The following is a 26,720-nucleotide window of genomic DNA, read 5'->3' on the forward strand; positions in this document are numbered from 1 at the left end:
CTCACTCAAGATACATCACTTTTTTGACAGCGTGAATGATTTTTTCGGGACTCGGAAGCGCGGCCTGTTCCAGATTCTTCGCATAAGGGATCGGCGCATCGACACCGGTCACCCGCTCGACCGGGGCATCGAGAATATCGAGCGCCTCATGGGTAATCCGGTCGGCAATTTCAGCGCTCACCCCGGCATAGGGCCACGCCTCTTCCACAATCACAACACGGTTTGTCTTTCGAACGGAGTTCAAGATCGTTTCCATGTCGAGGGGACGAAGCGTCCTCGGATCGACCACTTCGGCGTCAATCCCCTGCTTCGCCAACTCCTCGGCCGTCCTCAAACACATCAGGAGCATCTTCGACCAGGCGATCAGGGTCACATCCTTCCCCTCCCGCTTCACATCGGCGACACCGATGGGAATGGTATATTCGCCCTCCGGCACTTCTCCCATCGTTCCATAGAGGGCCTGTGCTTCAAAACAGATCACCGGGTTTTCATCACGGATGGCGCTCTTGAGAAGGCCCTTCGCATCCTTGGGAACGGAGGGGGCAATCACCTTGAGGCCGGCAATATGACAGTAAAGCGACTCCAGACTCTGAGAGTGTTGGGCCGCCAAGCGCGCGGCCGAACCGCCGGGCCCCCGAACGACGAGCGGGACGGTGAACTGCCCCCCCGACATCGATCGGATCTTCGCGGCGTTGTTGATGATCTGATCCATCGCTAAAATAGAAAAGTTGAAGGTCATCATTTCAATGATGGGGCGAAGCCCGACCATCGCCGCGCCGATGCCGACGCCGGTAAAGCCGGCCTCGGTGATGGGGGTGTCGATGACCCGCATCGGGCCGAACTCTTCGAGCATCCCCCGGCTGACCTTAAATGCCCCTTGATAAAATCCGACCTCTTCCCCCATCAGGAAGATTTTGTCGTCGCGGCGCATCTCCTCGCTCATGGCTTGGCCGAGGGCATCACGATAAGCAATATGGGCCATTACACCTCCAAAAAACCATTATGAATAAACATACTCCGTCAGCGCCTCCAGCGGCGGCTCCGGACTCTTTTCCGCAAACTCGACCGACTCCAGGACAATGTCCTGGATTTCGCGCTCCATCTTCGAGACCTCCTCGGGGGTGATCTCTTTCTTCTCCAGCAAGCGTTGCTGCAAGGTGGCGATCGGGTCGCGTTTCTTCTGCTCGTCGATCTCCGCCTTCGTCCGGTAGTGACCGTGGGCCGGGTCGGACATCGAATGGCCCATGTACCGATAGGTCCGGGCCTCCACGAAGATCGGCCGCTTCGAGGCACGAACACCGTCGATGACCTTTTTCATCTGGTTGTACACATCGACTACGTCCATCCCGTCGATGTGATGGAACGGCATGTCATGCGCCTTGGCGGCATGGGCGATGTCGTAGAGCGCCGAGGCCCGCTCCACCGGGGTCCCCATCCCAAATCGGTTGTTCTCACAAATATAAACGACCGGCAATCGCCAAAGCGAGGCGAGATTCAGCGCTTCGTGAAAGTTCCCCGAGGGGACGGAGCCTTCCCCGAAAAAGCAGAGGACCACCTGATCCTTTTTCTCGTATTTCATGGCGAAGCCGATCCCCGTCGCCACGGGGATATGCCCGCCGACGATGGCGTAGCCTCCCATGAAATTTTTGCCGGCGTCGAAGAGATGCATCGAGCCCCCCATCCCCTTCGAAACCCCTGTCGCTTTTCCGAACAGCTCCGCCATGACCCGCTTCGGCTCCAACCCGCGGGCCAGAGCATGTCCATGGTCCCGATAGGCAGTGACGATATAATCATCCGGATTCGCCGCCCCGATCGCCCCGACCGCCACTGCTTCTTCGCCGATGTAGAGGTGGCAGAAGCCGGCGATCTTTCCGAGGGCGTACATCTCGGCCGCTTTCTCCTCGAATCGGCGGATCAGAATCATCTGCCGAAGAAATTCGATGAGCGGCGGTTTTTGTTTGGAAGTCATATTGCATTCTCCTTGGAGGTGGGAATCGCGTCGCAGCAATCAAGCCCTGCGGAGGGGGATTACCGAGGCGGATGGAAGTATCGATTTCATTGAATTGAAACTAAAAAAATTCTAGCAGGTTTGGCCCCAAAAATCAAAAGGGGGCGCCGGGGGAAAACGAAACGGAAATAGGAAAAGAAGTAGAGCCGTCCCGGCGGGACGGCTCTACCGGTGGTCGGAAACCCCAACTTGCCTTGACACCCTCAAAAAAAATCTGCTACGTTAGGAGTAGCTTGAACGACTTCTGATCCTTCCAAACCGTACCTGATCGATGAGAAGAATTTCCCGCCATGCGCGCGCATTTCAGATGAATCGATTTCCTTTGACCCTTCAGAGGCGACCTTGAAGAGACCCAGAATGCTCGGAATGGTGTTGGCCGGCGGCCGCGGAGAGAGACTCTTCCCGTTGACCCGCGATCGAAGCAAACCTTCCGTCTCCTTTGGGGGGAAATATCGGATCATCGATTTTGTCTTGAGCAATTTCATCAACTCCGGAATTTATTCGATCTATGTCGTGGTGCAGTACAAGTCCCAATCCCTGATCGAACATCTTCGCGCCGCCTGGCGGTTGGGGGGGCGGATCAAACACCAGTTTATCACCATCGCCCCCCCCCAGATGCGCCGCGGGGAGGTCTGGTACCGGGGGACGGCCGACGCCGTCTATCAGAATCTCCACGTCATCCGAAACTTCGACCCCGAGCTCGTGGTCGTCTTCGGCGCCGACCATATCTATCGAATGGACATCGCACAGATGATGGACTATCATCGGGAGCGGGAGGCCGATGTGACCGTGGCGGCGATCCCGGTGCCGATCGAGTCGGCCCATCGGTTCGGTGTCATCAAAGTAAATAAAGAGGGTCGGATCATCGGCTTTTTGGAAAAACCGAAAGCGCCCCCTCCGATGCCGGGCAACCCTAAATTCGCCTACGCTTCGATGGGAAACTATCTTTTCAACAGAGACATTTTGATGGAGGCCCTCTCGCACGACGCCAAGCGGCACAGCGAACATGATTTCGGCCGGACGATTATCCCCGAACTCTTTCCGGAGGGGAGGGTCTTTGCATATGATTTCAGCCAAAACGAGATCCCGGGGCTGAAAAAATATGAAGAGCGGGGCTACTGGCGCGATGTCGGAAGCATTCAGGCCTATTACGATGCGCACATGGACCTACTGGGAGAACATCCCCGGTTTGACCTGAACAACCTCGAATGGCCGATCCTCTCCGACGCGGTGAACGCGCCGGCGGCGCGGTTGATGGGGGGCGAAGTGGTCGACTCCTTCATCGGCGAAGGAAGCATCATCAGGGGGGCCAAGGTGAAGCGGTCCATCATCGGTCGGGGGGTGGTGCTCGAAGCGGGGGCCGAGGTGGAAGAGTCCATTCTCTTCGATTTTTGTGAAGTCGGATCGGGGTGCCGGATCAAACGGAGTATCATCGACCGGTTCAACCTCATCAAGCCGGGAGAAGAGATCGGCTACGATCCGGAGCGGGACAAACAGCGGTTCACGGTGAACAACAAAGGGGTGGTGACGATTCCACGCGCCCCGACACGGTTCTTCTACTGACGGGAGAGGGGACCAGAGGCCAGATGACAAATGAGAAACAGAAGATCAAATTCGGGACATCGGGGTGGCGGGGAATTCTGGCGGAAGATTTTACTTTTGATCGCGTCCGGGTGGTTGCACAGGCGATCGCCGATTATTTGAATGAAAATCGCGAAGACTCCCCGCCTCAGGTGATCGTCGGCTACGACACCCGCTTTCTTGGAAAGCGATTCGCGGAAGCGGTCGCCTCGGTCCTCACCGGCAACGGAATCGGCGTCATCCGATCGACCAATCCGGTTCCGACGCCGGTCGTCTCCTTTGAAATTCTCCAACGCAAGCTCTCAGGAGGGATCAATGTGACGGCCAGCCACAATCCTCCGGAGTGGAACGGCCTGAAATTCTCCCCCGCCTGGGGAGGACCGGCCCTGCCGGAGACGACGCGGCAGATCGAAGCGCGGGCCAATGTACTTCTGAAAGAGCCGAACGCCGTTCGGCCACTGACGCGCGCCGAAGCGGAGAAGCAGGGGCTCTGGCGGGATGAACGGATCGGCGATGCGTACCGGGAAAAGGTCTCTCGCCTCCTTGATCGGTCTGCCTTTGAGCAAGGAAAGCTTCGCGTGGCGGTCGATCCCTTCTGGGGGACCTCTTTAGGATATCTCGATCGGATTCTTCTTGAGATGGGAGCGACGATCGATCTGATCCATGACGAGCGGAACCCCACCTTCGGCGGCATCCGCCCCGATCCGGAGGGGGAAAGCCTCTCGGAGCTTATCCTGAAAACGCGGGATGGGAATTATGATCTCGGTCTGGCGACCGATTGCGACGCGGACCGATTCGGAATCCTCGACCGCGGGGGCATCCCGGTCGTGCCGAATTACATTATCGCCCTCCTCGTCGATTATTTGGTGACCGATCGAAAGTGGACCGGCAAGATCGCCCGTAGTGTCGCCACCTCCCATCTGGTCGACGCCGTTGCGCGCCATCACGGGTTGGAGATCATTGAGACACCGGTCGGCTTCAAATATATCGGCGAGCTGATCGCAAAAAATGAAATTCTCTTGGGAGGCGAGGAGAGCGGCGGCATCTCGATCCGGGGTCACCTCCCGGAGAAAGACGGCATCCTCACCTGCCTTCTTGTCGCGGAGATGGTCGCCAAACGCAAATGTCCCATCCGGACGATGCTCGACGATCTTTTCCGGCGGGTCGGCGCCTTCTCTCCGCTCCGGCGCGATTTGCACCTCTCGGAAAGGGGCCGGGAGCAGGTCGCCGCTCTGCTGAAGAATCCGCCTGCTACAATAGGGGGGAAGAAGGTGATCTCGACCTCCACGCTCGATGGAACGAAATTCTTCCTGGAGGGAGGAAGTTGGGTGTTGATCCGCCCCTCTGGAACCGAGCCGGTGGTGCGGATCTATGTCGAAACCGCAGAAGAGAAGGCGTCGGAGCGTTTGGCGGGAAGCTGCCAGGCCCTGATCGAGTAGAGCGATGGACCGGTTATCAACTTGCGTCATTGGAATCGACTTGGGAGGGACCTACATCAAGGGGGCGGCACTCGACCTGACCGGACAGATCCTCTCGGAAGGGAAGATCGCAACGGAAGTCGCCCAGGGGCAAGAGCGGGTCCTCAACAACGTGGCCGGCCTCATCGCCGATCTATGCAAAATGAGCGGTGGACGATCGCTGGCCGGCGTCGGTTTGGGGGTTCCCGGGGCGCTCGATTTCAAAGAGGGCCGGATCATTGAATCCCCTAATTTCCCCGGATGGGATAATTTTCCGATCCGCTCCCAGGTCGAGAAGGCGGTCGGCGTTCCGGTCGTCATCGAAAATGACGCCAGTGCAGCGGCGATGGGAGAGCGCTGGGTCGGGGCGGCGCAGAATCTCGACAATTTCCTGCTGATCACCCTCGGCACCGGGGTCGGCGGCGGATTGGTGCTGGATGGTAGACTCTGGTCCGGAGAAACGGGGAAAGCGGGAGAGGTCGGTCACATGAAGATTACACCCGACGGTCCCCCCTGCGGATGCGGCTCCACGGGCTGCCTGGAGGTCTATGCTTCTTCAACCGCCTTGGTCCGAATGGCGCAGGAGGAGTGGCGCCGGGTAGAGGGGAACGCCGCCGCGCCCGCAGCGTGGATCACCTCCTCCGGCCTCGCCGATGCGGCGGAGCAGCATCATCCGATTGCGGAAGCGGTCTTTCGGAAAATGGCCTATTACCTCGGCATTGGAATCGCGAACGTAGCGAACCTGCTCGACATTCACCATTTCATCCTTTCGGGCGGGGTCAGCAACGCCTTCCACCTTTTTGAGAAGCCGCTCCGACAGGAGGCGGCCCGCCATGCCTTCGGCATGACGCCGGAGGAAGCCCTGAAGCGGATCATCATTCGAAGGGCGCTTCTCGGCGAGAGCGCCGGCATGATCGGGGCCGGGCATTTGGTCCACTTGGCCGCGAAGAACAATGGAAAATAATTCATGAAACGATATCTCTGCATTCATGGCCATTTCTATCAGCCTCCCCGCGAAAATCCGTGGCTGGAGGAGGTCGAGCTCCAAGATTCGGCCCATCCCTATCACGACTGGAACGAGCGGATCTCGGCCGAATGCTACCTTCCGAATACCGCCGCCCGAATCGCCGATCATGAGAATCGAATCCTCGATATCGTCAACAATTACACGAAGATCAGCTTTAACTTCGGCCCCACCCTCCTTTCCTGGATGGAGCGGGCCCAGCCGGAAGTCTATCGCAAAATCTTAGAGGCCGATCAGATCAGCGTCCGGGAACGGGGCGGGCACGGAAATGCCCTCTCCCAGGTCTATAATCATCTGATCATGCCGCTCGCTTCGCGGCGGGACAAGGTTACACAGGTTCGCTGGGGGATCGCCGATTTTGAGTCTCGATTCCAGCGAAAACCGGAGGGGATGTGGCTGCCCGAAACGGCGGTTGACCTGGAGTCGCTCCAGGTCCTTGCAGAAGAGGGAATCCGGTTCACGATTCTGGCCCCGCATCAGGCCCGCCGGATACGCCGGATCGCGCCGGATGGAAAGAAGCGGGAGACCGAGGGAGAATGGGAAGAGGCGGAAGGGATCGATCCGACCCGATCATACCGATGCTTCCTCTCGGACGGCCTCTTTATCGATCTCTTCTTCTACGATGGGCCGATCTCCCACTCGGTCGCGTTCGATCGGCTGCTCAGAAGCGGAGAAGCCTTCGTCGATCGACTCAAGGGTGGTTTCTCCGATCAACGCGACTGGCCGCAGCTTCTACACATTGCCACCGACGGCGAATCCTATGGTCATCACTTTGCCCACGGCGATATGGCCCTCGCCTACACCCTGCAGGAGATCGAGCGGCAACAGATCGCCGAATGGACCAACTATGGAGAATATCTCTCGAAGAATCCGCCGGCCTATGAGGTGGAAATCGTCGATCAAAGTGCCTGGAGCTGTTTTCACGGGGTCGAGCGGTGGCGCTCGAATTGCGGCTGTCAGTCGGGGGGACATCCCGACTGGAACCAGCGCTGGCGCCAGCCGTTGCGCGAAGGATTTGACGCCCTGAAAGGCTCGCTCGATCTCCTCTTTGAAACGAAGGGGAAGAGGTGGCTCAAAGATCCTTGGGAGGCCCGGAACCATTACATCACTTTGATCCGGAAGCGGGAGGAAAACCAACTAACCTGGGAAGAGGCCGAACGTTTCCTCTCTCAGCAACAGGCTCGGGCGCTGACCCCTTTGGAACGGGAAGAGGCCATCCAGCTATTGGAGATGCAGCGCAATGCTTTGTTGATGTTTACCAGTTGCGCATGGTTTTTCGATGAGATCTCCGGTCTGGAGGCGACACAGAACCTCAAATATGCCGGCCGGGCGATTCAGCTTGCAAAAGAGCTCGACCCGACGGGATTAGGGGGAAAAGCCGAAAACCTTCTTCTGGAACGGCTGAAAGAAGCGAAGAGCAACCTTCCCGAATTCGGGGATGGAGCTTCGATCTACCAGCGGTTCGTCGGCGGTTCAGTCATCGGTCCGGAACGGATCATCGCCCATTATGCCATTGCCTCGCTCTTCGAGGAAAACCCGCAGAGCGGCGATTTCTATAACCACCAGATCACGCTGCAAGATTACCGAAGGGTCACCGATGGAACAGTCACCCTGGCGATCGGGCGGGTTCTTGTGACCTCTAAAATCACATTCGATCACGAAGAGGCGGTTTTTGGGGTTCTTCACTTCGGCGGCCACGACTTCCACTGCGCCGTCGGCGGCATGCTCGGCGTCGAAGGATACGAAAAAATGAAATCCGATCTGATCGAAAAGTTTTACCGCGGCTCTCAGGCCGATGTGGTCCGCGGACTGAATCATGCGCTCGGTGAGAAGTCTTTCAGCCTTAATGACCTCTTGATCGAGCCGAGAAGAAAGATCCTCGCCTATGTCTCCGGCTCTCTTTTCAGCCGTTATGAAAACCTCTGGCGCCAGATTTACCTCGATCACCAGCGGCTCATGTTCTACCTGAACTCCACTCAGGCCAAAATTCCAAAATCGTACCTCGTGGCGGCGGAACAGGTGCTCAACCATGATCTGAAAGAGGAGGCGGCTCGTCTTTCGGATCAACCCGTTTTTGACCGGACCATTCAGATTATTGATGAGTCCAAACGCTGGGGAGTCGATATTGAAGTGGATGAAATTGAACAGCGTTTGCGGAGCTTACTAAACGTGCAGATGCAGCGCCTGGTCAACGCGGAATCACGCGACGCCAAAGATGCCATCGTCCAAGCGCATCATCTTCTGGACATCGCCGATCGTGCTCATCTTGAGATAAACCTCTGGGAAGCCCAAAATTTCTTTCATCAGTTCATTCAGCGATGGAAAATCATCCGCGCTGGAAATCCCCTTGACAGGACTGATGGGAATGCAATTGCTAAACTTGCCGCCAGGCTCTCCTATCACTGGGACGAGACGGCGTGAACTCGATTAAAACACTGCTCCTCTCTCCATTGCTTTGGCCCCCTCCGACCTACTCATACACAGTAAATCTCATAAAATAAGAGCATTCCCCTAAGCAAACAAATGCAACTCAGGTGATTTTTTGATGGCTCTATTTTTGAGACATGTATCTATTTTCATATCTTGACATTAATAATCCCAAGAGAGTATGATAAAGCTAGCGTTGCTATTTTTGAGATAGTTCGCTCGTAAACCTCCTCATCGCAACCTAAAGCAAAATATGGAGGTGAACGATGAAATCAAGAAAAATCGGATATTTAATCTCTGTTATCTTCCTCTTTTTAATGGTATTCTCTGTTCCAGCCCATCCTGCAACGGAGGGAGAAAAACAGGAAGCCCTCGGAAGGGCGATTCAAGAGGCCGCCCTCCTCAGTCAACATCGGAGCACTGGAGCGGGTTTCGCTCAGGAGAGGCTGGGCCAGGCCATTCAGGAAGCGGCTTCAACCGGACGAACAGCAGAGGAAGGGGCACTTCAGGAAGCGTTGGGCCGCCAGATCCAGGATGCGGCGGTTCTCCGATATGCTCAAGGTCAGACGCAGGAGAGGATCGGGGACACGCTTTTACAGATGGCAAGATCGTAATGGGATGGGAAAATCCTTTCGTTGGTGGATGAATGGCGCTGAAAAAGAAAAAGGTCGGAGCACTTTCCAAAAAAGCGGTCGTTTCACGAAAGAAAAAAGCCGCCAAAAGACCTGTATTGAAAAAGTCGCCCATAAAACCCATTAAAAAAGAAGAGGTCTCTGAAGCGTCTGATCTTTATGAACGGGCTCGGTGGAAGAAGGAGCGCCGTGAGTATTGGAAAAATCGATTCAGAAAAATCTTGGCGAACCTCTCCTCCGATTCAAAAGGGAAGAAGTAATTACCACTCGATCAATGCGGTTCCCCACGTCAATCCCCCCCCGAAAGCGCAGAGGATCACCCGATCCCCCGATTTTAGCTTCCCCGTTCTGATCGCCTCATCGAGCGCAGTCGGAAGCGATGAAGAAGAGGTATTGCCATAACGTGGAATGGTGACGACGGTTTTGTCATGAGGTATGCCGGTTTTTTCAAATACGGTTTCCAGAATTCTTAAATTCGCCTGGTGAAAGATGAAGAAATCGATCTCGGACAAGGAGAGATTCGCCTCGTTGGCCAGAGAGAAAAGCGCCTCTTGCATTCTTTTCACCGCCATTCTGAAAAGCCCTTTCCCTTCCATTCGGATATAATGCAAACCGCCGCTCAGTGTCTCAGGAGAGGTCGGATGTCGCGAGCCGCCCGCCGGGAGAGAAATCAAGCGGTGCCGGGAACCGTCCGCATAAAGACGAATCGATTGGATTCCTCTTTTTCCCTCCGCCAGCACAACAGCGGCCGCGCCGTCTCCGAATAAAATCGCCGTGGAGGGATCCCCCGGATTAATGGAGGGGGACTTCACCTCCGCCGCGATGATCAAGATCCGTTTTGCCGTCCCGCTCCGGATGAATTGATCCCCCACGGAGAGGGCATACAAGAATCCACTGCAAGAGGCATTGAGGTCCAAGGCCGGAATAGGCCGGGTCGAAAGCGTTCTCTGAACCAAACAAGCGGTCGAGGGGAAAGACATGTCGGGAGAGGTCGTCGAGACAAGAATCAGGTCGATCGCATTGGGGAGGAGATCGGCCGATTGCAGGGCCTTTCGTGCCGCCTCCAGAGCCAGGGAAGAGGTGGTCTCCCCTGCTTCAACCCAATGCCGATTCTGAATGCCGGTCATCTTCTCGATCTTTTTTTCGCTCAGACCGAGCCGACCCGACAGCTCCTCATTGGTGACGGCCCGTTTGGGGAGCGCAATTCCGGTTCCGATAATCTGGGATGGCATAGAACGGAATTATAGGAACTCCCTGCCGTCTCTGTCAATTGAAATGACCCTTGCGCTTTCTGCCGATATTTGTTATTTATTACCTCATCATTTCTGAAGCATGGATGCGGAACAATGCCATTTTGCAAGAGATTTTCATTTCACCGCGGGGGACTCCTTCTTCTCACGCTTTTCCTCGTCGGCTGTGCGGGATCGGGAGAAAAGTCGGAACTTCTCTCGCTCCTCGGCGTCGATGAGAAAATCGTCGACAACTCCGATCAGGGGGTTGAGAAAATTTACGATGGCCTCACCCTGCTCAAACGGGGCGAGGCGAATTACGTCAAGGAAGATTACACCGCCGCGTCGGAGGAATACCAGCGTTTCCTGGAGCTTCACCCCTTCCACCGGATGGCCGCCTTTGCGCAGTACCGGCTGGGAATGAGTTATTACAAGCAGATGAACACCAACGACCGTGATCCCGGCCCGATGGAAAAAGCGATTGTGGCATTCGAGAAGGTCGTCAAGGATTATCCTCAAAGCCTTTATACGGGCGAAGCGGAGGAGAAGTTACGGAAGCTGGCCCGTCGTCAAGCGGCGCACCATCTTTATGTCGGCCGTTTTTATTATAAGAACGGCGCCTATCCGGCCGCCATCGCACGTTTTCAAAAAGCCCTCTCTAAAGGAGAGAGTCGATCCATCACCGAGGAAAGCCTCTACTACCTGGGGCTCTCCCATTACCATGCCGAACATTGGAACGAGGCGAGAGAAACCTTCGAGAAGCTGCTGCAAGAACATCCTGAAACTGAATTCTCGCCCAAGGCGAAACAGGTTCTCTCGCATCTTACCGATTCTGCCGCCGCCTCTCCCCAATGAATTATTATCCACTCTTTCTCAATTTAAAAGGGCGTCCGGTAGTGGTGATCGGAGGGGGCGCGGTTGCAGAAAGAAAGACCGCTTCCCTCTTAAGGGCCGGCGCAGCGATTACCGTCATCAGTCCTTCTTTTACCCCCCGTCTGGCCCGATGGGAAGCAGAAAAGCGGATCATCGCGCATCATCGACCTTATCGGCGGGGGGATCTGGACGGTGCCGCGTTGGCGTTCGCTGCAACGGATCAGCCTTCAGTGAATGAAGCGGTTGCCCGGGAAGGAAGACGGAAGCGAATTCCGTTCAACCTGGCCGACCGAAGCGATTCGGACGGTTTTATCGTGCCGGCCGTTTTCTCAAAAGGGGGGATGACGATTGCCGTCTCCAGCGGGGGAAAGAGCCCGGCATTGGCAAAACGCATTCGGGATTACGTGAAAGACAACCTTCACCCCGAAGAGCAACGTTGGGTCGAACTCCTCGCGCAGATCAAGCGGATACTGATCAGCAAAAAGGTGTCGCCGCCAAAAAGGAGAGCGATCCTAAATCGCCTGGCTGAATCCGACGGAGCGATCCTCTATCGGAAAGGAGAGATTCAAGCGGCGAATACTCTCCTCCTGAAGCTCAGCGGCCTGCGACGTACCGATCTTTCGCTCCCTGCCGTGACCAGCCTGGAGAATGGGACCACTAGAGGGAAAGGGATCCGATGAAGAAGAAACCCGAGCTCCCCTGGAGTCAGCTGAAGACCTACTCCGTCAAACAACGACCGAGCAAGGTGAAGAAGGAGGAGTTCGCCAAACCGCTCGCCCCCAACCCGGGGATACAGGCCTTCTTGGACTCCCTTCCCCAGATCCTCGCCGCCAAAGACCTTCGCGCGGTCATCGCGGCGATGGCCGAGGCCCATCGGAGCGAGAAAATGATCGTCCTGGCGATGGGGGCGCATGTCATCAAGGTCGGCCTCAACCCGTTGATTAACGATCTGATGGAGCGCGGCATCGTCTCGGCGCTCGCCCTCAACGGTGCCGGGATTATTCACGATTTTGAGTTGGCCTTCATCGGACAGACGTCGGAAGATGTCGCACCGGAGTTGGAGGACGGCACCTTCGGGATGGCGGAGGAGACCGCTTCCTACCTCAACGGCGCGATTTCGAAAGGAGCGGCGGAGGGGGTCGGGATCGGAGAAGCGGTCGGGAAGATGATCCTCTCCGGCGGTTTTCCCCACACCGAGAACAGCCTGCTGGCCGCAGCGGCCCGCCTCGGCATTCCGGCGACCGTCCATGTAGCGATCGGAACCGATATCATCCATATGCACCCCTCGGCCGATGGGGCGGCGATTGGGAAAGGCTCTTATCTCGATTTCAAAAGATATACGGAGGTCGTGGCCGACCTTGAGGGGGGCGTCTACTTCAATATCGGCTCGGCGGTCCTTCTTCCCGAAATTTTCTTGAAGGCGCTCTCGATCGCACGGAATCTCGGCCGGACCGTCCAGAACTTTACCGTCGTCAACATGGATTTTATCCAACACTATCGTCCCATCACCAACGTCGTCAAACGGCCGACCCAAAAACATGGAAGGGGATATGCCCTCACCGGCCATCACGAAATCATGCTCCCCCTCTTGATCGCCGGTCTCCTCACCGAACTCGAGAAGAAAGGATGACCGCTGCGAAGCATCGCGGGTCGGATCGGATGAAATCGAACGGCAATAAGCGCCTCACACTCTCCGCCCTTCAGCGGAAGGTTCGCGCGCTTCAGAGACAAGGGAAGAAAGTCGTCTTCACCAACGGCTGTTTTGATCTTCTCCACGTCGGCCATGTCCGATATCTCGCCGCCGCACGGGCCTTGGGGGATTGTCTGGTCGTCGCGGTCAATTCGGACGCTTCGGTTCGCCGACTGAAAGGGTCCGCTCGTCCGATCGTCCCCCACCGGGAACGGATGGAGGTCTTGGCCGCGCTGGGGTGCGTCGATTATGTGGTTCTGTTCAACGCAAACACCCCCCATCAGGTCATCGATACTTTAGTCCCCGACATCTTGGTCAAGGGGGGCGACTGGGCCTTGGAGGAGATCGTCGGAAAAGAGACCGTCGAACGCCACGGGGGAAGGGTCGTGCGGGTTAAAATCGTTCCCGGCGCCTCGACCACCGGGATGATCGAGCGAATTTTGAAGCAATCTCGCCGAGGATGATTTCAGCCCGAAGTATGTTATAGTACGGGAATATGATCTACCAACTACAATCCTCCCTCTTTTCGCCTCTGTTTGAAGCGATCACCGAGGGAGAGCGGAAAATAAAAACGAGCGGCCTTTGGGGATCTTCAGAGGCCTTTTTTTTGTCCCGCCTCGCTCGGGAAGGGAGGCCCTTTTGCGTCGTGGCCCCCTCCTACGCGCAGGCCGACCGGTTTTACCGGGAGCTCCGCTATTTTCTGGAGCTCGACGCCGCCGCCGAACATCCGGCGCCGGAGATCCTCTTCTTTCCCCCCTGGGATATTCTTCCGTATGAACCGTCGACGCCGCGGCCCGATTGGATCGCGCAGCGGCTGGCGACCCTTCACCGGCTGACCCAAAATCCGGGCGCCTCCCTCGTCACCTCGATCGAGGCGTTCCTCCAAAAGGTCGTTTCCAAACCGTTCCTTCAGGAGCGGACCTTTACCCTCCAGATCGGCGAAACCCTCTCGAAAGAAGCGCTCATCGAACGGCTTTATCAAGGAGGATATGAGGTGGTCGGCAGCGTCACGCAGCCGGGCGAGTTGGCCTTTCGCGGTGGGATCGTCGATCTCTCCCCGCCGACCTCGCCCCGCCCGGTTCGAATCGAGTTCTTCGGCGATCAGATCGAGTCAATCCGGACCTTCGACCCCGAAACACAGAAATCGATCGGACCGGCCGATTCGGTGGAGGTCATTCTCGGCCGCGAAAATCTCTTCGATCCGAACTTTTACCGCATTTCGCTGACCGAATACCTCTCCCCTCACACCCTGCTGGTGATGGATGAGCCCGACGAGGTCATTCAGAAGGGAAAGCGCTTTGTGGAAGAGGTCGAAGAGGGATCGCTCTTCGCCGCCCGCCGGAACCCCAAATATCCGAAGGTCGATGAGCTCTACCTTCCGCTCGCCTTTCTGGCCGATGCCGGATCGGGCCGAACGACGCTCGATCTGGAATCGCTCTCGCTTCGGCCGGAGCGGGGCGCCAAGCGGTTTGCGTTTGATATCCGCTCTCTCCCGTCGCTCGGCTTAGGCCGTCCCGGACAACCTTTCTCCGAGGTCGTCAGCACTCTCGACATCCTTCGCCGCGATCATCTCGTCTTGGTCACGGTTCGGAATGAAACGCAGCTGGCCCGCTTCAAACACCTCTTCTCGGACCATGATCTCCCCTGGACGATATGGGATCCGGAGCAGGGACCCGCGGCCGCTTTCCCAACCCCGATTTATCTGACGGTCGGCACAGTGACGGAAGGCTTCTCCATCCCGGAAACCAAGATCGCCTTCTTGACCGAAGAGGCGCTGACCGGTCGGTCCGGGGCCGCGACACAGCCCCGCCGGCGCGCCACAACACGCGACGGCAAGGCAAAGGAGGCCCGGGCCGGCTTTCTCTCCTCGTTCGAGGATTTGAAGCCGCTCGACTATGTCGTCCACCTCGACCATGGGATCGGCCGGTACATCGGCCTCAAGCGGCTCTCGATCCGTCAGCAGGAGCGCGCGCCGGCGTACGATTCCGACTTCCTCGTCCTCGAATATGCGGGGAAGGACAAGGTCTATGTCCCCCTTAACTCGCTTCACCTGGTGCAGCGCTACGTCGGCCTGGAGGGGCATCCGCCGCGGGTCGATTCTCTCGGCGGGACGCAATGGGCCAAAACAAAATCAAAGGTCCAGGGGGACATTCAGCGGATGGCGGAGGACCTCCTCCAACTCTACGCCGAGCGGGAGGTGGTCCAGGGCCATCCCTTCGCCACCCCTCCCTCCCTCTCCGAAGAATTCGCGGCGGCCTTCGAATATGAGGAGACCCCCGATCAACTCCGGGCGATCGAAGAGGTTCTGGCCGATATGGAGCGGCCGAAGCCGATGGACCGACTGGTCTGCGGCGACGTCGGCTACGGCAAGACGGAGGTCGCGATGCGGGCGGCGTTCGAGGCGGTCATGGACAACAAACAGGTCGCCGTCGTGGTGCCGACCACGCTGCTCGCCCAGCAGCACTACCAGACGTTCTCGAAGCGCTTCGCCCCCTTCCCGGTCCGGGTCGAGGTCTTAAGCCGCTTCCGCTCCCGCAAGGAGCAGAAGGCGATCCTCGAAGATCTGAAAACCGGGGCGGTCGATATCCTCATCGGCACCCACCGGCTCCTTCAGAAAGACATTCAGTTCCGCGATCTCGGCCTGGTGGTGATCGACGAGGAGCACCGCTTCGGCGTCCGCCACAAAGAGAAGCTCAAACAGCTTCGAAAACAGATCGATGTCCTGACACTGACCGCCACGCCGATCCCCCGCACCTTGCAGATGGCGCTGGCGCAGGTTCGCGATCTCTCGGTGATTGAGACCCCCCCCGCCGATCGGCTGGCGATCCGGACGATCCTCGCGCCGTTCGATCCGACGATCATCCGGGAGGCGATCTTCCGCGAGTTGGTCCGGGGAGGACAGGTCTTCTTCGTCCACAACCGGGTCCACAACATCGAGCAGATCGGGAAATTCCTCTCGGAGCTGGTGCCGGAGGCGCGGATCGGGGTCGCGCACGGCCAGATGCGGGAGCATGTCCTGGAAGAGGTGATGCTCAAATTCCAGGCGAAAGAGTACAATCTTCTTTTGACGACGACAATCATCGAGTCGGGGATCGACATCCCGTCGGCGAATACGATGATTATCAACGACGCCGACCGGTTCGGCCTCGCCGAGCTCTACCAGCTTCGGGGCCGGGTCGGCCGCTCCGGCGAGCAGGCCTATGCCTACCTCTTGGTCCGGGAGGGGCGGATTCTGACGGAGGAGGCCCGACAGCGGCTGCAGGCGATCCAGGAGTTTACCGAATTGGGATCGGGCTTCCGGATCGCCGCGCGCGATCTCGAGATCCGCGGATCGGGAAATCTTCTCGGCCAGGAACAGTCGGGACAGATCGCGGCGGTCGGTTTTGAGCTTTATCTGAAGATGATCGATGACGCGGTGCGACAGCTGCGGGGAACGCCGGTGACGAAGGAGATCGAGCCGTCGCTTCAATTCCAGATCTCCGCCTTCATCCCCGATCCGTACATTCCCGACACCTATCAACGCCTCTCGATCTACAAGCGCCTCTCGGGTTGTGAAGAGACCGGGGAGATCGATGCGATCCGGGCCGAGTTGGAAGACCGCTACGGTCCCCTGCCGGAGCCGGTCGTCCACCTGCTGCAGGTGCTCCAGCTCAAGGTCATGGCGAAGAAACTTCGAATTCTAAAGATCGAAGAAAAAGAACGGGTCCTCTCGTTTGTCTTCGATGAGGCGGCGCAGGTCACGGAGAACGATCTCCTCCGGCTTCTGAACACCTTTAAAGACCGGATTCACTTTACCTCTCACTTCTCGTTTGAAATCCGGATCAAAAATCGCGGGTGGGAAGATCTTTTCCTCGACGTCGCCCATTGCCTCTCCACCCTGCAGAAAGGGAAAGAATGACCCCGCCGACCCGGCCGGCCTTGACCTTTGTCCTCTGGCTTCTCCTTGCCGGCTGCTGGCAGCAGAAACCTTCCCCGATGACCGCCACGGTGGCGCTGGTCAACGACGAGCCGATTACCGTGCAGGAGCTGCAAACCGCACTCTCCGAAACCGACGACAAAGGATCCCAAACGATCGAAGCGACCCCGGAGGAAAAAGAAGAGCTCGCCCGGCGACTTCTGGAGCAGCTCATCGAGCGGAAGATGCTCCTTCAAGAGGCGCGGCGGCTTCAAATAAAATTGACCGAAGGAGAGATGCAGGATCGGTTGTCGGAGATCCGCGAGGGGATGGAGGAAGAGGCATTCCTTCGTTATCTTTCCGAGCAAAAACGGACCAAGGAGGCCTGGGAGGCCTCGGCGCGGGAGATGTTGCTGATCGAGAAATTGCTGAACCAATTGGTCGGCGATCAAATCTCCCTTCCGGAAGAGGAGCTTCTCCAGTATTACAACAGCAATCTGGAGGAGTGGAGCGTGCCGGAGCAGATCAAGCTGCGCCAGATTCTGGTGGAGACCGAGACGGAGGCCGAAGCGATCCGCCAGGCATTAGGCGAAGGGGCCGATTTTGTCGAAGCGGCCCAGACGCATGCACAGACGCTCGAATTCGGAAAAGACGGCGACTTGGGTTATCGCGCCGCCGTGGAATTGCCGGTGGAGTTCGAGCCGCTCTTCACGGCCGAGATCGGATCGGTCAGCGGAGCGATCAAAACCCCCTTCGGGTATCATCTCGTCAAGGTGGAGGACCGCCGGCCCGCCCGGACCCTTTCGTTCGATGAGGTCAAAGAGCGCATCTACCAGACCCTTTTGGAGGAGAAACGGGAGGCCCTCTTCTCCCGCTGGTTTGAAAACATTCGCCGTAAAACGGAGGTCAAAATCAATGAAGAGCTCCTTCACAAAGCGTTGTAATTGGGTCGCGGCGGCGATCGTGCTCGCCTCGGCGAACCTCGCCTGGGGGGGGGTCATCATCGACCGGATCGTGGCGGTGGTGAACCGGGAGGTCATCACACAGAGCGAGCTCGATGAGGCGGCGCAAGCGCTTAAAAAAGCCCGGTTGGCCGATCCCGCCGCGCTGAGCCCGACCGGGGAGCCGGGGGACCCTAATTCGAATTTGCAGCGCGACCTGCTCAACCAGATGATCGAGCAGAAGCTTTTTCAACAAGAGGCGAAAAAGAGCGGGATTCGCGTCAGCGACGCCGAGTTGGAGCTCGCACTGAAGGACATCGAAGAGCGGAACCGCTTCCCGAGCCGGGAGGCGCTCAAACAGGCGGTCACGCAAGAAAACGTGCCGTGGGAGAAATATGTCGAGGACCTTCGAAACCAATTGACTGTTCTCAAACTGATGAATCGCGCGATCGATTCCAATCTCCTGATCACCGACACCGAAGTTCGCGCCTATTACGACGCCCATCCCGAAGCGTTCCGGCTTCCCGAGCAGATCCGCCTAAAACAGATCCTGATTCGCATTCCGGAAGGGGCTTCCACGGAGGTGATCGAGCAAAAGCAGCAGAGAGCGGAGCAAGCCCTGGCCGAAGCGCGGAAGGGGGAGGAGTTCATTCAGCTCGTCGAAAAATACAGCGACGGTTCCGAGCGGCGCGCCGGCGGCGATCTCGGCGCGTTTAAAAAAGGCGATTTGACCCCGGAAATCGATCGGGTCATCTTCAGCCTGAAGGACGGCGACGTCAGCCCTGTCATCCAAACCGGCCTCGGCTTTCACCTCTTCAAAGTGCAGGTCCCCTCGGATTTACAGAAGCAGCCCTTTGAGAAGGTCAAAAAAGAGATCGAGGAAAAACTCCTCAACGAGAAGCGGACCGCCCTCCGGCAAAAGTGGATCGATGAACTCTGGGGCCGTTCGTTTGTGGAAGTGAAGTAAGCGCCCCCTTTTTCACATTCTCGCTGACACGGAGAGATGAAAAATGACGGGACCCCTTTACCGATTCTTCATCGATGACCACCGGCGGCTGGAAGACCTGCTGAATCGCGCGGCCGCCGACCCGGCCCAAGTGGAGTCCGCTTCGTACGAGGCATTCCGCCGAGGGCTTCTCAAACATATCGGCATGGAGGAAAAGATCCTCTTTCCGGCCGCGCAACAAGCGCGCGGCGGCGCGCCGCTTCCAATGGCGGAAAAACTTCGACTCGACCACGGCGCCCTCGCCACCCTCCTGGTCCCGCATCCCTCTCCTCAGATCATCGCCGCGATCCGGGCCATCCTCGCCGATCACAACGTCATCGAAGAGTCACCGGGAGGCTTGTATGAGATCTGCGAGCAGCTCGCGGGGGAGAGGCTCGATGATCTCTTGGCGAAAGTCCGGAGCGCGCCGGAGGTCTCGGCGATGCCTCACAAGAGCGATCCCAACGTCTTCGAGGTTCTCCGCCGCGTTCTCGTAAGAGCCGGATACAACTTCGATGATTACGCCGATCACGCGCAGAGATAAGAACGGATCGACGGGACCCGACCATCGGGATTGATCTGCACTGCAAAAATAGGTTATACAGAACGGAGGGGGTGAAAATCTCTTTCGAACGGCGATCCCATCTTTTTTAAATAAGGATTAACGCCGAATGGGTGAATGCGGCTGCAAGGAAAATAAAGCGCGGAAAACCGATCCGGCCGCGAGATCCCGAAAACCTTCCTCCGCCTCCCGGCCTCCGATCAACCCCATTGTCAATTTACAACGGACCGCAGGAAACCGGGCCGTGCAACGGCTCTTCCGCGCTCACGCTCAGACGGCCTCCCTCCCCGCCGGAATCAAAGTAAGCGCGCCGGAGGATCGGTCGGAGCGGGACGCCGATCGCGTTGCAGAAGAAATCCTCCGGGCGCCAGCGTCGCCTTCCGGTCAGAAACAAGAACAAGCCCCCCGAACACAAACGGGCCTCGGGTCTCTCTCCGCCGGACACCCCCTTCCCGATTCTGTTCGGACCTTTTTTGAACCCCGGTTCGGCCACGACTTCAGCGCGGTCCGCGTTCACACCGACGCCTCCGCCGCTCAGTCGGCCGCGTCGCTGAACGCCCGCGCCTTCACGCTCGGTCGCGACATCGTCTTCGGTTCGCGCGAGTATGCTCCCGGAACGGAAGCGGGCCGCCGGCTGCTCGCCCATGAGCTGACACATGTCATACAGCAAAACACCGCCTCGGAGCCTAGCGTTGTCCAGCGGCAGCCGGTTTGCGAAACCAGCGTCCCGGAGACGACGATCGACGTCTACGTCGTCGAGCTCCCCGGCGCCACCCGCGACGCCTCCGCCGACATCGCCCGCGCCAACACCATTTGGCATCAGTGCTCGATCAAGATCAACATGGTCGGCGGCGAATCGTGGGCGACCGATGTCTTGGACCGGGACGCCCCGACCGGGATTCTAAACGCCCCCTCCGGCACCGTCCGCCCGCTGACCGCCGAAGAGACCGAGATGACCGGCCACAAACCGGGGGGCGCCGGCGCGATCCATGCCTATTACGTCCCCGGCTTCTCCGGACCGAAGGTCGCCCAAGCTTTTTGGCCGGCGCAGCATGGCGATCAGGTGGTCGTGATCGGCAACAACGCCCGGACCGATTCCTTCGCCCACGAAATCGGCCACGTCCTCCTCGACCATGGGAACCACGAACCGGACGCCGACAACCTGATGGCGAGCGGGGGCATTCGAAACGTGGGGGTCGACAAATTGGAATGCCGGCAGTGCCGGTGAGGTCCTTGGGATACTCTCTGAAGAGATCATCCCACTCTCTATCGATAACACCACAGTCCTCATCCTTTCGGACGCCTTCGGCTGGCAGGGAAAGTTTATCCGTATCTCATCAGCGTGCTGATCTAACCTAACCCGACCGATTCCTATCAGAAGTTAGTTCATTGAAAAATTTTTGCAGACTCGATTATAGTGGCCTCCAAGATGCACCTTCAATGTGAGCCACGAATCGCAATTCTTAGCAACGGGTGCGCCGGTCGCGGCAATGGCAAGTGATTTGTCGATTGTCTATCAGGAAGCCACGCGGCGAGGTTATCGATTCGATCGAACGAAAATCGCGCGCCGCCGCTTTCGGGGGACGATTGATGAGACAGACGGTCAGCTCCTCTATGAGTGGAAGCACTTGAGGAATAAGTTGCAGGCACGCGGGTCTGAAAGTTTTCGGAAGGGTAAAAAGGTCACAGCGCCTGACCCGCACCCGCTCTTTCGGATCGTGGATGGGCCGGTAAAGGAATGGGAAAAGGTCACGTCCACGCGACGCCGCGTCGCCTCTGAAGACAGGGTATTCTCCCGCGCGATCAAAGAAGGCGAGAAAACGGAACTAAATAATAGGGAGCAGGTGCTGAACCCTCTTTATCGTAACTCCGTCAGAGCGATTTGACCCGATGAGATTGTTGCGTTATACTGCCTCCCATGAAGACAAAACAAAAAAAACAGAAACGAGCAACCATCTCCTTCAATTCAGAGCTACACAAGGCTTTGCGATTAAAGGCCGAAGAGACGGATCAATCGCTCTCGGATCTGGTCAATGACGCAGTAAGGAAAAGCCTGGCCGAAGATGCAGAGGACTTGGCTGCTTTTGAAAAGAGAGCCGGCGAGCCCAATCTTCTCTTTGAGGATGTCCTCAAGCAGATGAAGAAACGTGGCCAACTATAAAATTCTCATCAAACCTTCCGCCGTCAAAGAAATCGAAGCCCTTCCCAAGAAAGACCGTCAACGCATCATCAGAAGAATTCGATTCCTCTCCAACGATCCAAGGCCATCCGGCTACGAAAAGCTCTCCAGCGAAGAGAAATACCGGATTAGACAAGGCGCCTATCGGATTATTTATTCGATTGCAGATGAAAATCTCACTGTCGTCATTGTGAAAGTGGGACATCGACGCGAAGTCTACCGATAAGATCTCAACGATTCATTTTCAATCCGATAGCAAACGAGCCCTCCCCGGAGAATCAAGGATCTTTTTGTCCTAACACCACCCGCTCCACCTCTTTCCAAAGAAGATCCCTCCCCTCTTTACTTTCCGCCGAGGTCACGATGACGTCGGAAATCCCGAATGAAGCCTTCACCGCCTCGATCTGCTCCTTTCTCTGATTCCGCCCGATCTTGTCGGCTTTCGTCGCCGCATAAAGGGTCGGTACCTGAAAGTGGTCGAGCCACTTCTTCATCTCCTGATCGAGGAAGGCGGCCGGGTGGCGAAGGTCGATCAAGAGGACGATCCCTTTCAGCTGCTTCCGCTTCGTCAGATAGGTCTCGATCATCGGCCCCCACTGCATCCGCACCGACATCGGCGCCTTGGCGTAGCCATAGCCGGGGAGATCGACGAGAAAAAATTTCCGGTTGATCTTGAAGAAATGAATCAGCTGCGTCTTCCCCGGCGTGGAGGAGACATAGGCGATCTTCCGCCCCAGGAGAGAATTGATCAGCGACGACTTCCCGACATTCGATCGCCCGACGAAAGCGATCTCCGGAAGCGGCTCCTTGGGACAATCCTCGATCGCGGTACACCCTTTGATATATTCCACCGAAGTCAATTTCATGAATCCGATGCTGCATGAAACGGCAGCAAAAAGCAAGCACGTTCCTCTCCCCTCTTCCTCCCCCCTTTGCATCGGCTCGAACGAAGCCGTTATAATCATAATCAGATATTGATCAGCGTGAGGATTCCAGCCATGAAAATAAAACTCTGCCCGGGCCAACCCTACCCCCTGGGGGCCACCTGGGACGGCGAAGGGACCAACTTCGCCCTTTTTTCCGAAAACGCCACCGCCGTCGAGCTCATCCTGTATGACGAAGTCTACGCGAAGAAAGCCGCCGCCGTGATCCGCCTGCGCGAGCAGACCGATCAGGTCTGGCACGGCTATCTCCCCGGCATCGGCCCGGGACAGCTCTACGGATACCGCGTCTACGGACCCTACCAGCCGGAGCAGGGACACCGGTTCAATCCGGCCAAGCTCCTGATCGATCCCTATGCCAAGGCGATCTCCGGGAACATCCAATGGAGCGATCTCCTCTTCCCCTATCCGCTGGGAAACCCCGACCAAGACCTGAAAAAAGACGATCGGAACGACGGGGCTTCCGTCCCGAAAAGCGTTGTGATCGACACCGCTTTCGATTGGGGCGACGACCGCCTGCTTCGGACCCCGTGGCATAAAACGATTATCTACGAAGTCCACGTCAAAGGGTTCACGGCGCAGCATCCGGAAATCGACGAGCGGATTCGGGGAACCTATGCCGGGTTCGCCTCGGAACCGGCGATCCGTTATCTCAAAGAGCTCGGGATCACGGCGGTGGAGCTGTTGCCGGTCCATCATCATGTCGATGATATGTATCTGATCGAAAAAGGGCTCTCGAATTACTGGGGATACAACAGCATCGGCTTCTTCGCCCCCGACGTCCGCTACGCCGCCTCGAACGAGCGGGGAAGCCAGGTCGGGGAATTCAAGCGGATGGTGAAAGCGCTGCACGCCGCCGGAATCGAAGTGATCCTCGACGTCGTCTACAATCACACGGCGGAGGGAAACCATCTCGGCCCGACCCTCTCCTTCCGCGGCATCGACAACCTCGCCTACTATAAAACCGTCCCCGACCAGCCGCGCTACTACATGGACTACACCGGGACCGGAAACAGCATGAACATGAATCACCCCCGGACATTGCAGCTGATCATGGACTCGCTCCGCTACTTCGTCAACGAGATGCATGTCGACGGATTCCGTTTCGATCTCGCCTCTACGCTCGCGCGGGAGCTGCACGACGTCGATCGGCTCGCGGCCTTCTTCGACATCATCCATCAAGACCCGGTCCTCTCCCAGGTCAAGCTGATCGCCGAGCCGTGGGACGTCGGCGAGGGGGGCTACCAGGTCGGCAACTTCCCGGTCCTCTGGACCGAGTGGAACGGGAAGTACCGCGACGCCGTCCGGCGCTACTGGCGGGGCGACGACAGCCATATCTCCGAGATGGGGTGGCGGCTCGCTGGATCGGGCGATCTCTATCAACACAACGGGCGGCGGCCGTATGCCAGCATCAACTTCATCACCGCGCACGACGGCTTTACGCTGAACGACCTGGTCAGCTACAACGAGAAACACAACATCGCCAACGGAGAGGAGAACCGGGACGGGATCAACGAAAACGACAGCTGGAATTGCGGGGCGGAGGGGCCGACCGACGATCCGGGGATTGTCGCGCTGCGGGAGCAGCAGAAGCGGAACTTTCTGGCGACCCTCTTCCTCTCCCAGGGGGTCCCGATGCTCCTCGGCGGCGACGAAGTCAGCCGGACCCAACAGGGAAACAACAACACCTACTGCCAGGACAACCCCCTCTCCTGGCACCATTGGGAGTGGAGCGGCCGCCAGCGGGACCTCCTGGTATTCACGAAAAAGCTGATCCGCCTCCGGCATGAGCACCCGATCTTCCGCCGAAGGAAATATTTCTCCGGGCGGAAGATCCACGGCGCCGGCGTCAAAGACATCTCCTGGTTCCGGCCCGACGGAGAAGAGATGACCGAAAACGAATGGAATACCTTTTTTGTAAAAGTCTTGGGGCTTCGGCTGATCGGGGAGGAGCTGGATGAAACCGACCGGCACGGCGATCCGATCCGCGACGACGCCTTTCTCATTTTGATGAACGCCCATCACGAGCCGATTGAATTTACCCTCCCGAAAGAGCCGGCCCCCCAGATCTGGGAGATTTGCATCGACACCGCCGCCCCCGATCGGGAGCCGGAGCGTTTCAAAAGCGGCGAATCTTTTTCCCTTCCGGGACGGGCGTTGGTGTTGTTCAGACAGGCGGGTTTGTAGGGCGATTCGGATGACACTGTAGAGACGTCCCGGCGGGACGTCTCTACGACTCTTTCGGCGGCGGAAGACCGTCGGCCGTCTTGCTCTCCACCATGGCGCGGAACACCTCGGCCACGCTCCAGGCCTGTGCGATGCAGCCGCGGCCGGTATGGGGGGGCTCGGCGTCGAAGATCTCGCTGATCGTACCGATCCCGTTGTCGTAGAGGTGAGACTCGAACCCCTTCAGGAGCGCCTCCGCCCGCGGCCCGTCGCCGTGAACCTTCCGCCAGGCGTCGAAGAAGGGGCCGATCAGCCAGGCCCAGACCGTTCCCTGATGATAGGCGGCGTCCCGCGCACGAAGATCGCCGAAATAGCGGGGCCGGTAATCTTTGTGGGCCGGATCGAGGGTCCGCAGGCCGACCGGGGTGAGGAGCCGCTCGGTGACGATATCGATCACCGGCCGCCATCGCTCTTTCACCAAGACCGGGAAACGAAGCGAGATCGCGAAAATCTGGTTCGGACGGAGGCTCGGATCGTCCCCGTTCTCCCCGTCGATGACATCGTAGAGGTGCCGGCCGGGCTCATACCAAAACCGGGCGTTGAACGATTGATAAGCCCGATCGGCCAGCTCGGCATATTCCTGAGAAGGCTCTCCCATTTCGCCCGCCCAAAGCGCCATCAAGCGCAAAGCGTTGTACCAGAGCGCCTCGATCTCCACCGGCTTGCCGCGGCGCGGGGTCACCACCCAATCGCCGACCTTGGCGTCCATCCAGGTGAGCTGCAGCCCCGGCGCTCCCTGCCGGATCAATCCGTCGTTGGGATCGACCCCGATTCCGAAGCGGGTCCCCTTCAGGTGCTGCGCGATCACCGATTTGAGCGCGGGGAAGAGGGCCCGCAAGGTCTCTTGGTCGCCCGTCACTCTTTCATAACGATCGATCGCATGAAAATACCAGAAGGTCGCATCGACAGTATGGTAGAGGGCGGTCCGCATCCCCTCCGGAAAGAGATTCGGCAGCAGGCCGTCTTTCAGATAATGCGAGAAGGTCCGGAGGATCGCACCCGCCTCCCGGTGGCGCCCGGTGCAGAGGGTCAGCCCCTCCAGGCTGATCATCGTATCCCGCCCCCAATCGGTGAACCAATGATATCCCGCGATGACGGTCCGCACCTGATCTCCCGAGGCCCGCGCCAGAGCGTGCTCTTCGAGGCGGCTTCCCGGAAGGACGATGAATTGATCGGCCGCAAGAGCGAGCTGCGCCGTCAGCCCGCTGCGGGCCGCCGAGGGCGCCAGCGCCAGGAGCTTCTCGTGGCGGCGCCGTTCCGCCTCGAAAACGGCGGCGGGCGGAAGATCGAGCAGCTCCCAGGGCTCGGTGCTGGCGACCAGCGCCACCGGCTCTCCCGGAAAGAGCTCCACGGTAAAATAACCGGGGCTATGAAGCTCCGCCAGATGATCGTGCCCCCGGTCCCGTTCCACCCGATAGAGGAGCGGCCCGCTGCTTTTCTCTTCGAAAGTGAACGCCCGCCCGCTCGGCCGAAGACAGAGCTTCAAGCTCGGCGCCTCTTCCAGCAAATTAAATTCGCAGCAGCCCTGAAAGACCCGCACCGGGATCGGCCACTTTAGATCGTCCCGCAGCGGGCCGTCATGGCCACGAAAGGTGACATACGGGCGGAGGTTCATCCGGACCGGCTTCGTTCCTTCCAGACGGTAGACGACATAGACGGTGTTTTGGCTGTACGGCATGATGATCCGTTTTTCGAGAAAGCCGTCGCCGAGATCGAACCGCCAGGTCGGAACCATCCACTCCAGCCGGAACGCTTTGAGATAGCGATGGCTCTCTCCTTCCATCGTTTCATCGGCCCGCTCCGCCCCCCCGAACAGAACGGTCCGATCGGGGAAAACGATCTCCTCATCGAGCCGGGGGAGAAAGACGGTTCTCCCCCGCCGCGGAAGATTCGGGACGAAATGGGCGTGGTAGCGGCGGGTTGGGATGCCGAGGAGGGTGCCGGAGGCATACCCGCCGAGCCCGTTGGTCGCCAGCCATTCGCGCGTCCGGAGAAACTCCGGATCTTGCGCTCGGTTCCAGGGGAAGGTCAGAATCGGTTCGTTCATGGATCGCCCTCTGAAGCGAATTG

The 26,720-nt window shown here is 58.2% G+C and carries 23 protein-coding genes; 18 read left to right on the forward strand and 5 right to left on the reverse strand.

Annotation, left to right across the window (positions count from 1 at the left end; translation table 11 throughout):
- Window position 1: 1 nt before the first annotated feature.
- Window positions 2-982, reverse strand: coding sequence for a pyruvate dehydrogenase complex E1 component subunit beta (locus MNODULE_RS00310; protein ID WP_168057514.1), 981 nt, complete (start codon window positions 980-982; stop codon window positions 2-4).
- An 18-nt stretch (window positions 983-1,000) separates the two neighbouring features.
- Window positions 1,001-1,969 carry a pyruvate dehydrogenase (acetyl-transferring) E1 component subunit alpha gene (pdhA, locus tag MNODULE_RS00315; RefSeq protein WP_168057515.1) on the reverse strand — a complete coding sequence of 323 codons (969 nt, stop codon included), beginning with the start codon at window positions 1,967-1,969 and terminating at the stop codon, window positions 1,001-1,003.
- A gap of 381 nt (window positions 1,970-2,350) precedes the next feature.
- Between pdhA and glgC the strand changes: the two genes are divergently transcribed.
- From glgC to MNODULE_RS00340, 5 genes are all read left to right on the forward strand, one after another.
- Complete coding sequence (glgC, locus tag MNODULE_RS00320) at window positions 2,351-3,571, forward strand: glucose-1-phosphate adenylyltransferase (RefSeq protein ID WP_238339159.1); 1,221 nt, start codon at window positions 2,351-2,353, stop codon at window positions 3,569-3,571.
- Window positions 3,572-3,594: 23 nt separating this feature from the next.
- Window positions 3,595-5,028: a phosphoglucomutase/phosphomannomutase family protein gene (locus MNODULE_RS00325; RefSeq protein ID WP_168057516.1), complete on the forward strand. Its 1,434-nt coding sequence runs from the start codon at window positions 3,595-3,597 to the stop codon at window positions 5,026-5,028.
- Between the two features lie 4 nt (window positions 5,029-5,032).
- The gene (locus MNODULE_RS00330; RefSeq protein WP_168057517.1) at window positions 5,033-6,010 is read left to right on the forward strand and encodes an ROK family protein; all 978 of its coding nucleotides are present in this window, start codon (window positions 5,033-5,035) and stop codon (window positions 6,008-6,010) included.
- Between the two features lie 3 nt (window positions 6,011-6,013).
- On the forward strand, window positions 6,014-8,491 hold the full coding sequence (locus MNODULE_RS00335; protein WP_168057518.1) for a DUF3536 domain-containing protein: 2,478 nt from the start codon (window positions 6,014-6,016) through the stop codon (window positions 8,489-8,491).
- A 272-nt stretch (window positions 8,492-8,763) separates the two neighbouring features.
- Entirely contained in the window at window positions 8,764-9,111 is a 348-nt protein-coding gene (locus MNODULE_RS00340; RefSeq protein ID WP_168057519.1) for a hypothetical protein, read from the forward strand.
- Window positions 9,112-9,389: 278 nt separating this feature from the next.
- Here MNODULE_RS00340 and MNODULE_RS00345 read toward each other — a convergent pair whose 3' ends face one another.
- Window positions 9,390-10,361 carry a 3-oxoacyl-ACP synthase III family protein gene (locus MNODULE_RS00345; RefSeq protein WP_168057520.1) on the reverse strand — a complete coding sequence of 324 codons (972 nt, stop codon included), beginning with the start codon at window positions 10,359-10,361 and terminating at the stop codon, window positions 9,390-9,392.
- Window positions 10,362-10,475: 114 nt separating this feature from the next.
- On the opposite strand from MNODULE_RS00345, the gene bamD reads away from it, so the two are divergent.
- The 12 genes from bamD to MNODULE_RS00405 all read left to right on the forward strand — a co-directional run bounded on the left by bamD (window position 10,476) and on the right by MNODULE_RS00405 (window position 21,709).
- Complete coding sequence (bamD, locus tag MNODULE_RS00350; protein WP_168057521.1) at window positions 10,476-11,213, forward strand: outer membrane protein assembly factor BamD; 738 nt, start codon at window positions 10,476-10,478, stop codon at window positions 11,211-11,213.
- Window positions 11,210-11,911 carry a precorrin-2 dehydrogenase/sirohydrochlorin ferrochelatase family protein gene (locus MNODULE_RS00355; RefSeq protein ID WP_168057522.1) on the forward strand — a complete coding sequence of 234 codons (702 nt, stop codon included), beginning with the start codon at window positions 11,210-11,212 and terminating at the stop codon, window positions 11,909-11,911. Before bamD ends, MNODULE_RS00355 begins: the two co-directional genes overlap by 4 nt.
- Complete coding sequence (locus MNODULE_RS00360) at window positions 11,908-12,861, forward strand: GSU2086 family protein (protein WP_168057523.1); 954 nt, start codon at window positions 11,908-11,910, stop codon at window positions 12,859-12,861. Before MNODULE_RS00355 ends, MNODULE_RS00360 begins: the two co-directional genes overlap by 4 nt.
- Window positions 12,858-13,385, forward strand: a complete 528-nt coding sequence (gene rfaE2 / locus MNODULE_RS00365) for a D-glycero-beta-D-manno-heptose 1-phosphate adenylyltransferase (RefSeq protein WP_168057524.1) — start codon at window positions 12,858-12,860, stop codon at window positions 13,383-13,385. Before MNODULE_RS00360 ends, rfaE2 begins: the two co-directional genes overlap by 4 nt.
- A gap of 32 nt (window positions 13,386-13,417) precedes the next feature.
- Window positions 13,418-16,819 carry a transcription-repair coupling factor gene (mfd, locus tag MNODULE_RS00370; protein WP_168057525.1) on the forward strand — a complete coding sequence of 1,134 codons (3,402 nt, stop codon included), beginning with the start codon at window positions 13,418-13,420 and terminating at the stop codon, window positions 16,817-16,819.
- Window positions 16,816-17,760 (forward strand): peptidyl-prolyl cis-trans isomerase, encoded by a 945-nt coding sequence (locus tag MNODULE_RS00375; RefSeq protein ID WP_168057526.1) that lies wholly within the window; start codon window positions 16,816-16,818, stop codon window positions 17,758-17,760. Before mfd ends, MNODULE_RS00375 begins: the two co-directional genes overlap by 4 nt.
- Window positions 17,732-18,724: a peptidylprolyl isomerase gene (locus MNODULE_RS00380; protein WP_168057527.1), complete on the forward strand. Its 993-nt coding sequence runs from the start codon at window positions 17,732-17,734 to the stop codon at window positions 18,722-18,724. The genes MNODULE_RS00375 and MNODULE_RS00380 overlap by 29 nt, the downstream gene beginning before the upstream one ends.
- Before the next feature lie 43 nt (window positions 18,725-18,767).
- A complete protein-coding gene (locus tag MNODULE_RS00385) occupies window positions 18,768-19,286 on the forward strand; it encodes a hemerythrin domain-containing protein (RefSeq protein WP_168057528.1) in 519 nt (172 codons plus the stop codon).
- 127 nt (window positions 19,287-19,413) lie between these two features.
- The gene (locus tag MNODULE_RS24355) at window positions 19,414-20,532 is read left to right on the forward strand and encodes an eCIS core domain-containing protein (protein ID WP_181070894.1); all 1,119 of its coding nucleotides are present in this window, start codon (window positions 19,414-19,416) and stop codon (window positions 20,530-20,532) included.
- A gap of 214 nt (window positions 20,533-20,746) precedes the next feature.
- Window positions 20,747-21,190, forward strand: a complete 444-nt coding sequence (locus tag MNODULE_RS00395; protein WP_168057529.1) for a hypothetical protein — start codon at window positions 20,747-20,749, stop codon at window positions 21,188-21,190.
- Between the two features lie 32 nt (window positions 21,191-21,222).
- Window positions 21,223-21,465 (forward strand): CopG family transcriptional regulator, encoded by a 243-nt coding sequence (locus MNODULE_RS00400; protein WP_168057530.1) that lies wholly within the window; start codon window positions 21,223-21,225, stop codon window positions 21,463-21,465.
- Window positions 21,452-21,709, forward strand: a complete 258-nt coding sequence (locus MNODULE_RS00405; protein WP_168057531.1) for a type II toxin-antitoxin system RelE/ParE family toxin — start codon at window positions 21,452-21,454, stop codon at window positions 21,707-21,709. The genes MNODULE_RS00400 and MNODULE_RS00405 overlap by 14 nt, the downstream gene beginning before the upstream one ends.
- A 52-nt stretch (window positions 21,710-21,761) precedes the next feature.
- On the opposite strand, the gene yihA is transcribed toward MNODULE_RS00405, so the two are convergent.
- The gene (yihA, locus tag MNODULE_RS00410) at window positions 21,762-22,349 is read right to left on the reverse strand and encodes a ribosome biogenesis GTP-binding protein YihA/YsxC (RefSeq protein WP_168057532.1); all 588 of its coding nucleotides are present in this window, start codon (window positions 22,347-22,349) and stop codon (window positions 21,762-21,764) included.
- Window positions 22,350-22,481: 132 nt separating this feature from the next.
- On the opposite strand from yihA, the gene glgX reads away from it, so the two are divergent.
- The gene (gene glgX, locus MNODULE_RS00415; protein WP_168057533.1) at window positions 22,482-24,611 is read left to right on the forward strand and encodes a glycogen debranching protein GlgX; all 2,130 of its coding nucleotides are present in this window, start codon (window positions 22,482-22,484) and stop codon (window positions 24,609-24,611) included.
- 43 nt (window positions 24,612-24,654) lie between these two features.
- Here glgX and MNODULE_RS00420 read toward each other — a convergent pair whose 3' ends face one another.
- On the reverse strand, window positions 24,655-26,697 hold the full coding sequence (locus MNODULE_RS00420) for an amylo-alpha-1,6-glucosidase (protein ID WP_168057534.1): 2,043 nt from the start codon (window positions 26,695-26,697) through the stop codon (window positions 24,655-24,657).
- Window positions 26,698-26,720 lie beyond the last annotated feature (23 nt).

The sequence above is a fragment of the Candidatus Manganitrophus noduliformans genome (assembly GCF_012184425.1).
GTDB classification, from domain to species: domain Bacteria; phylum Nitrospirota; class Nitrospiria; order SBBL01; family Manganitrophaceae; genus Manganitrophus; species Manganitrophus noduliformans.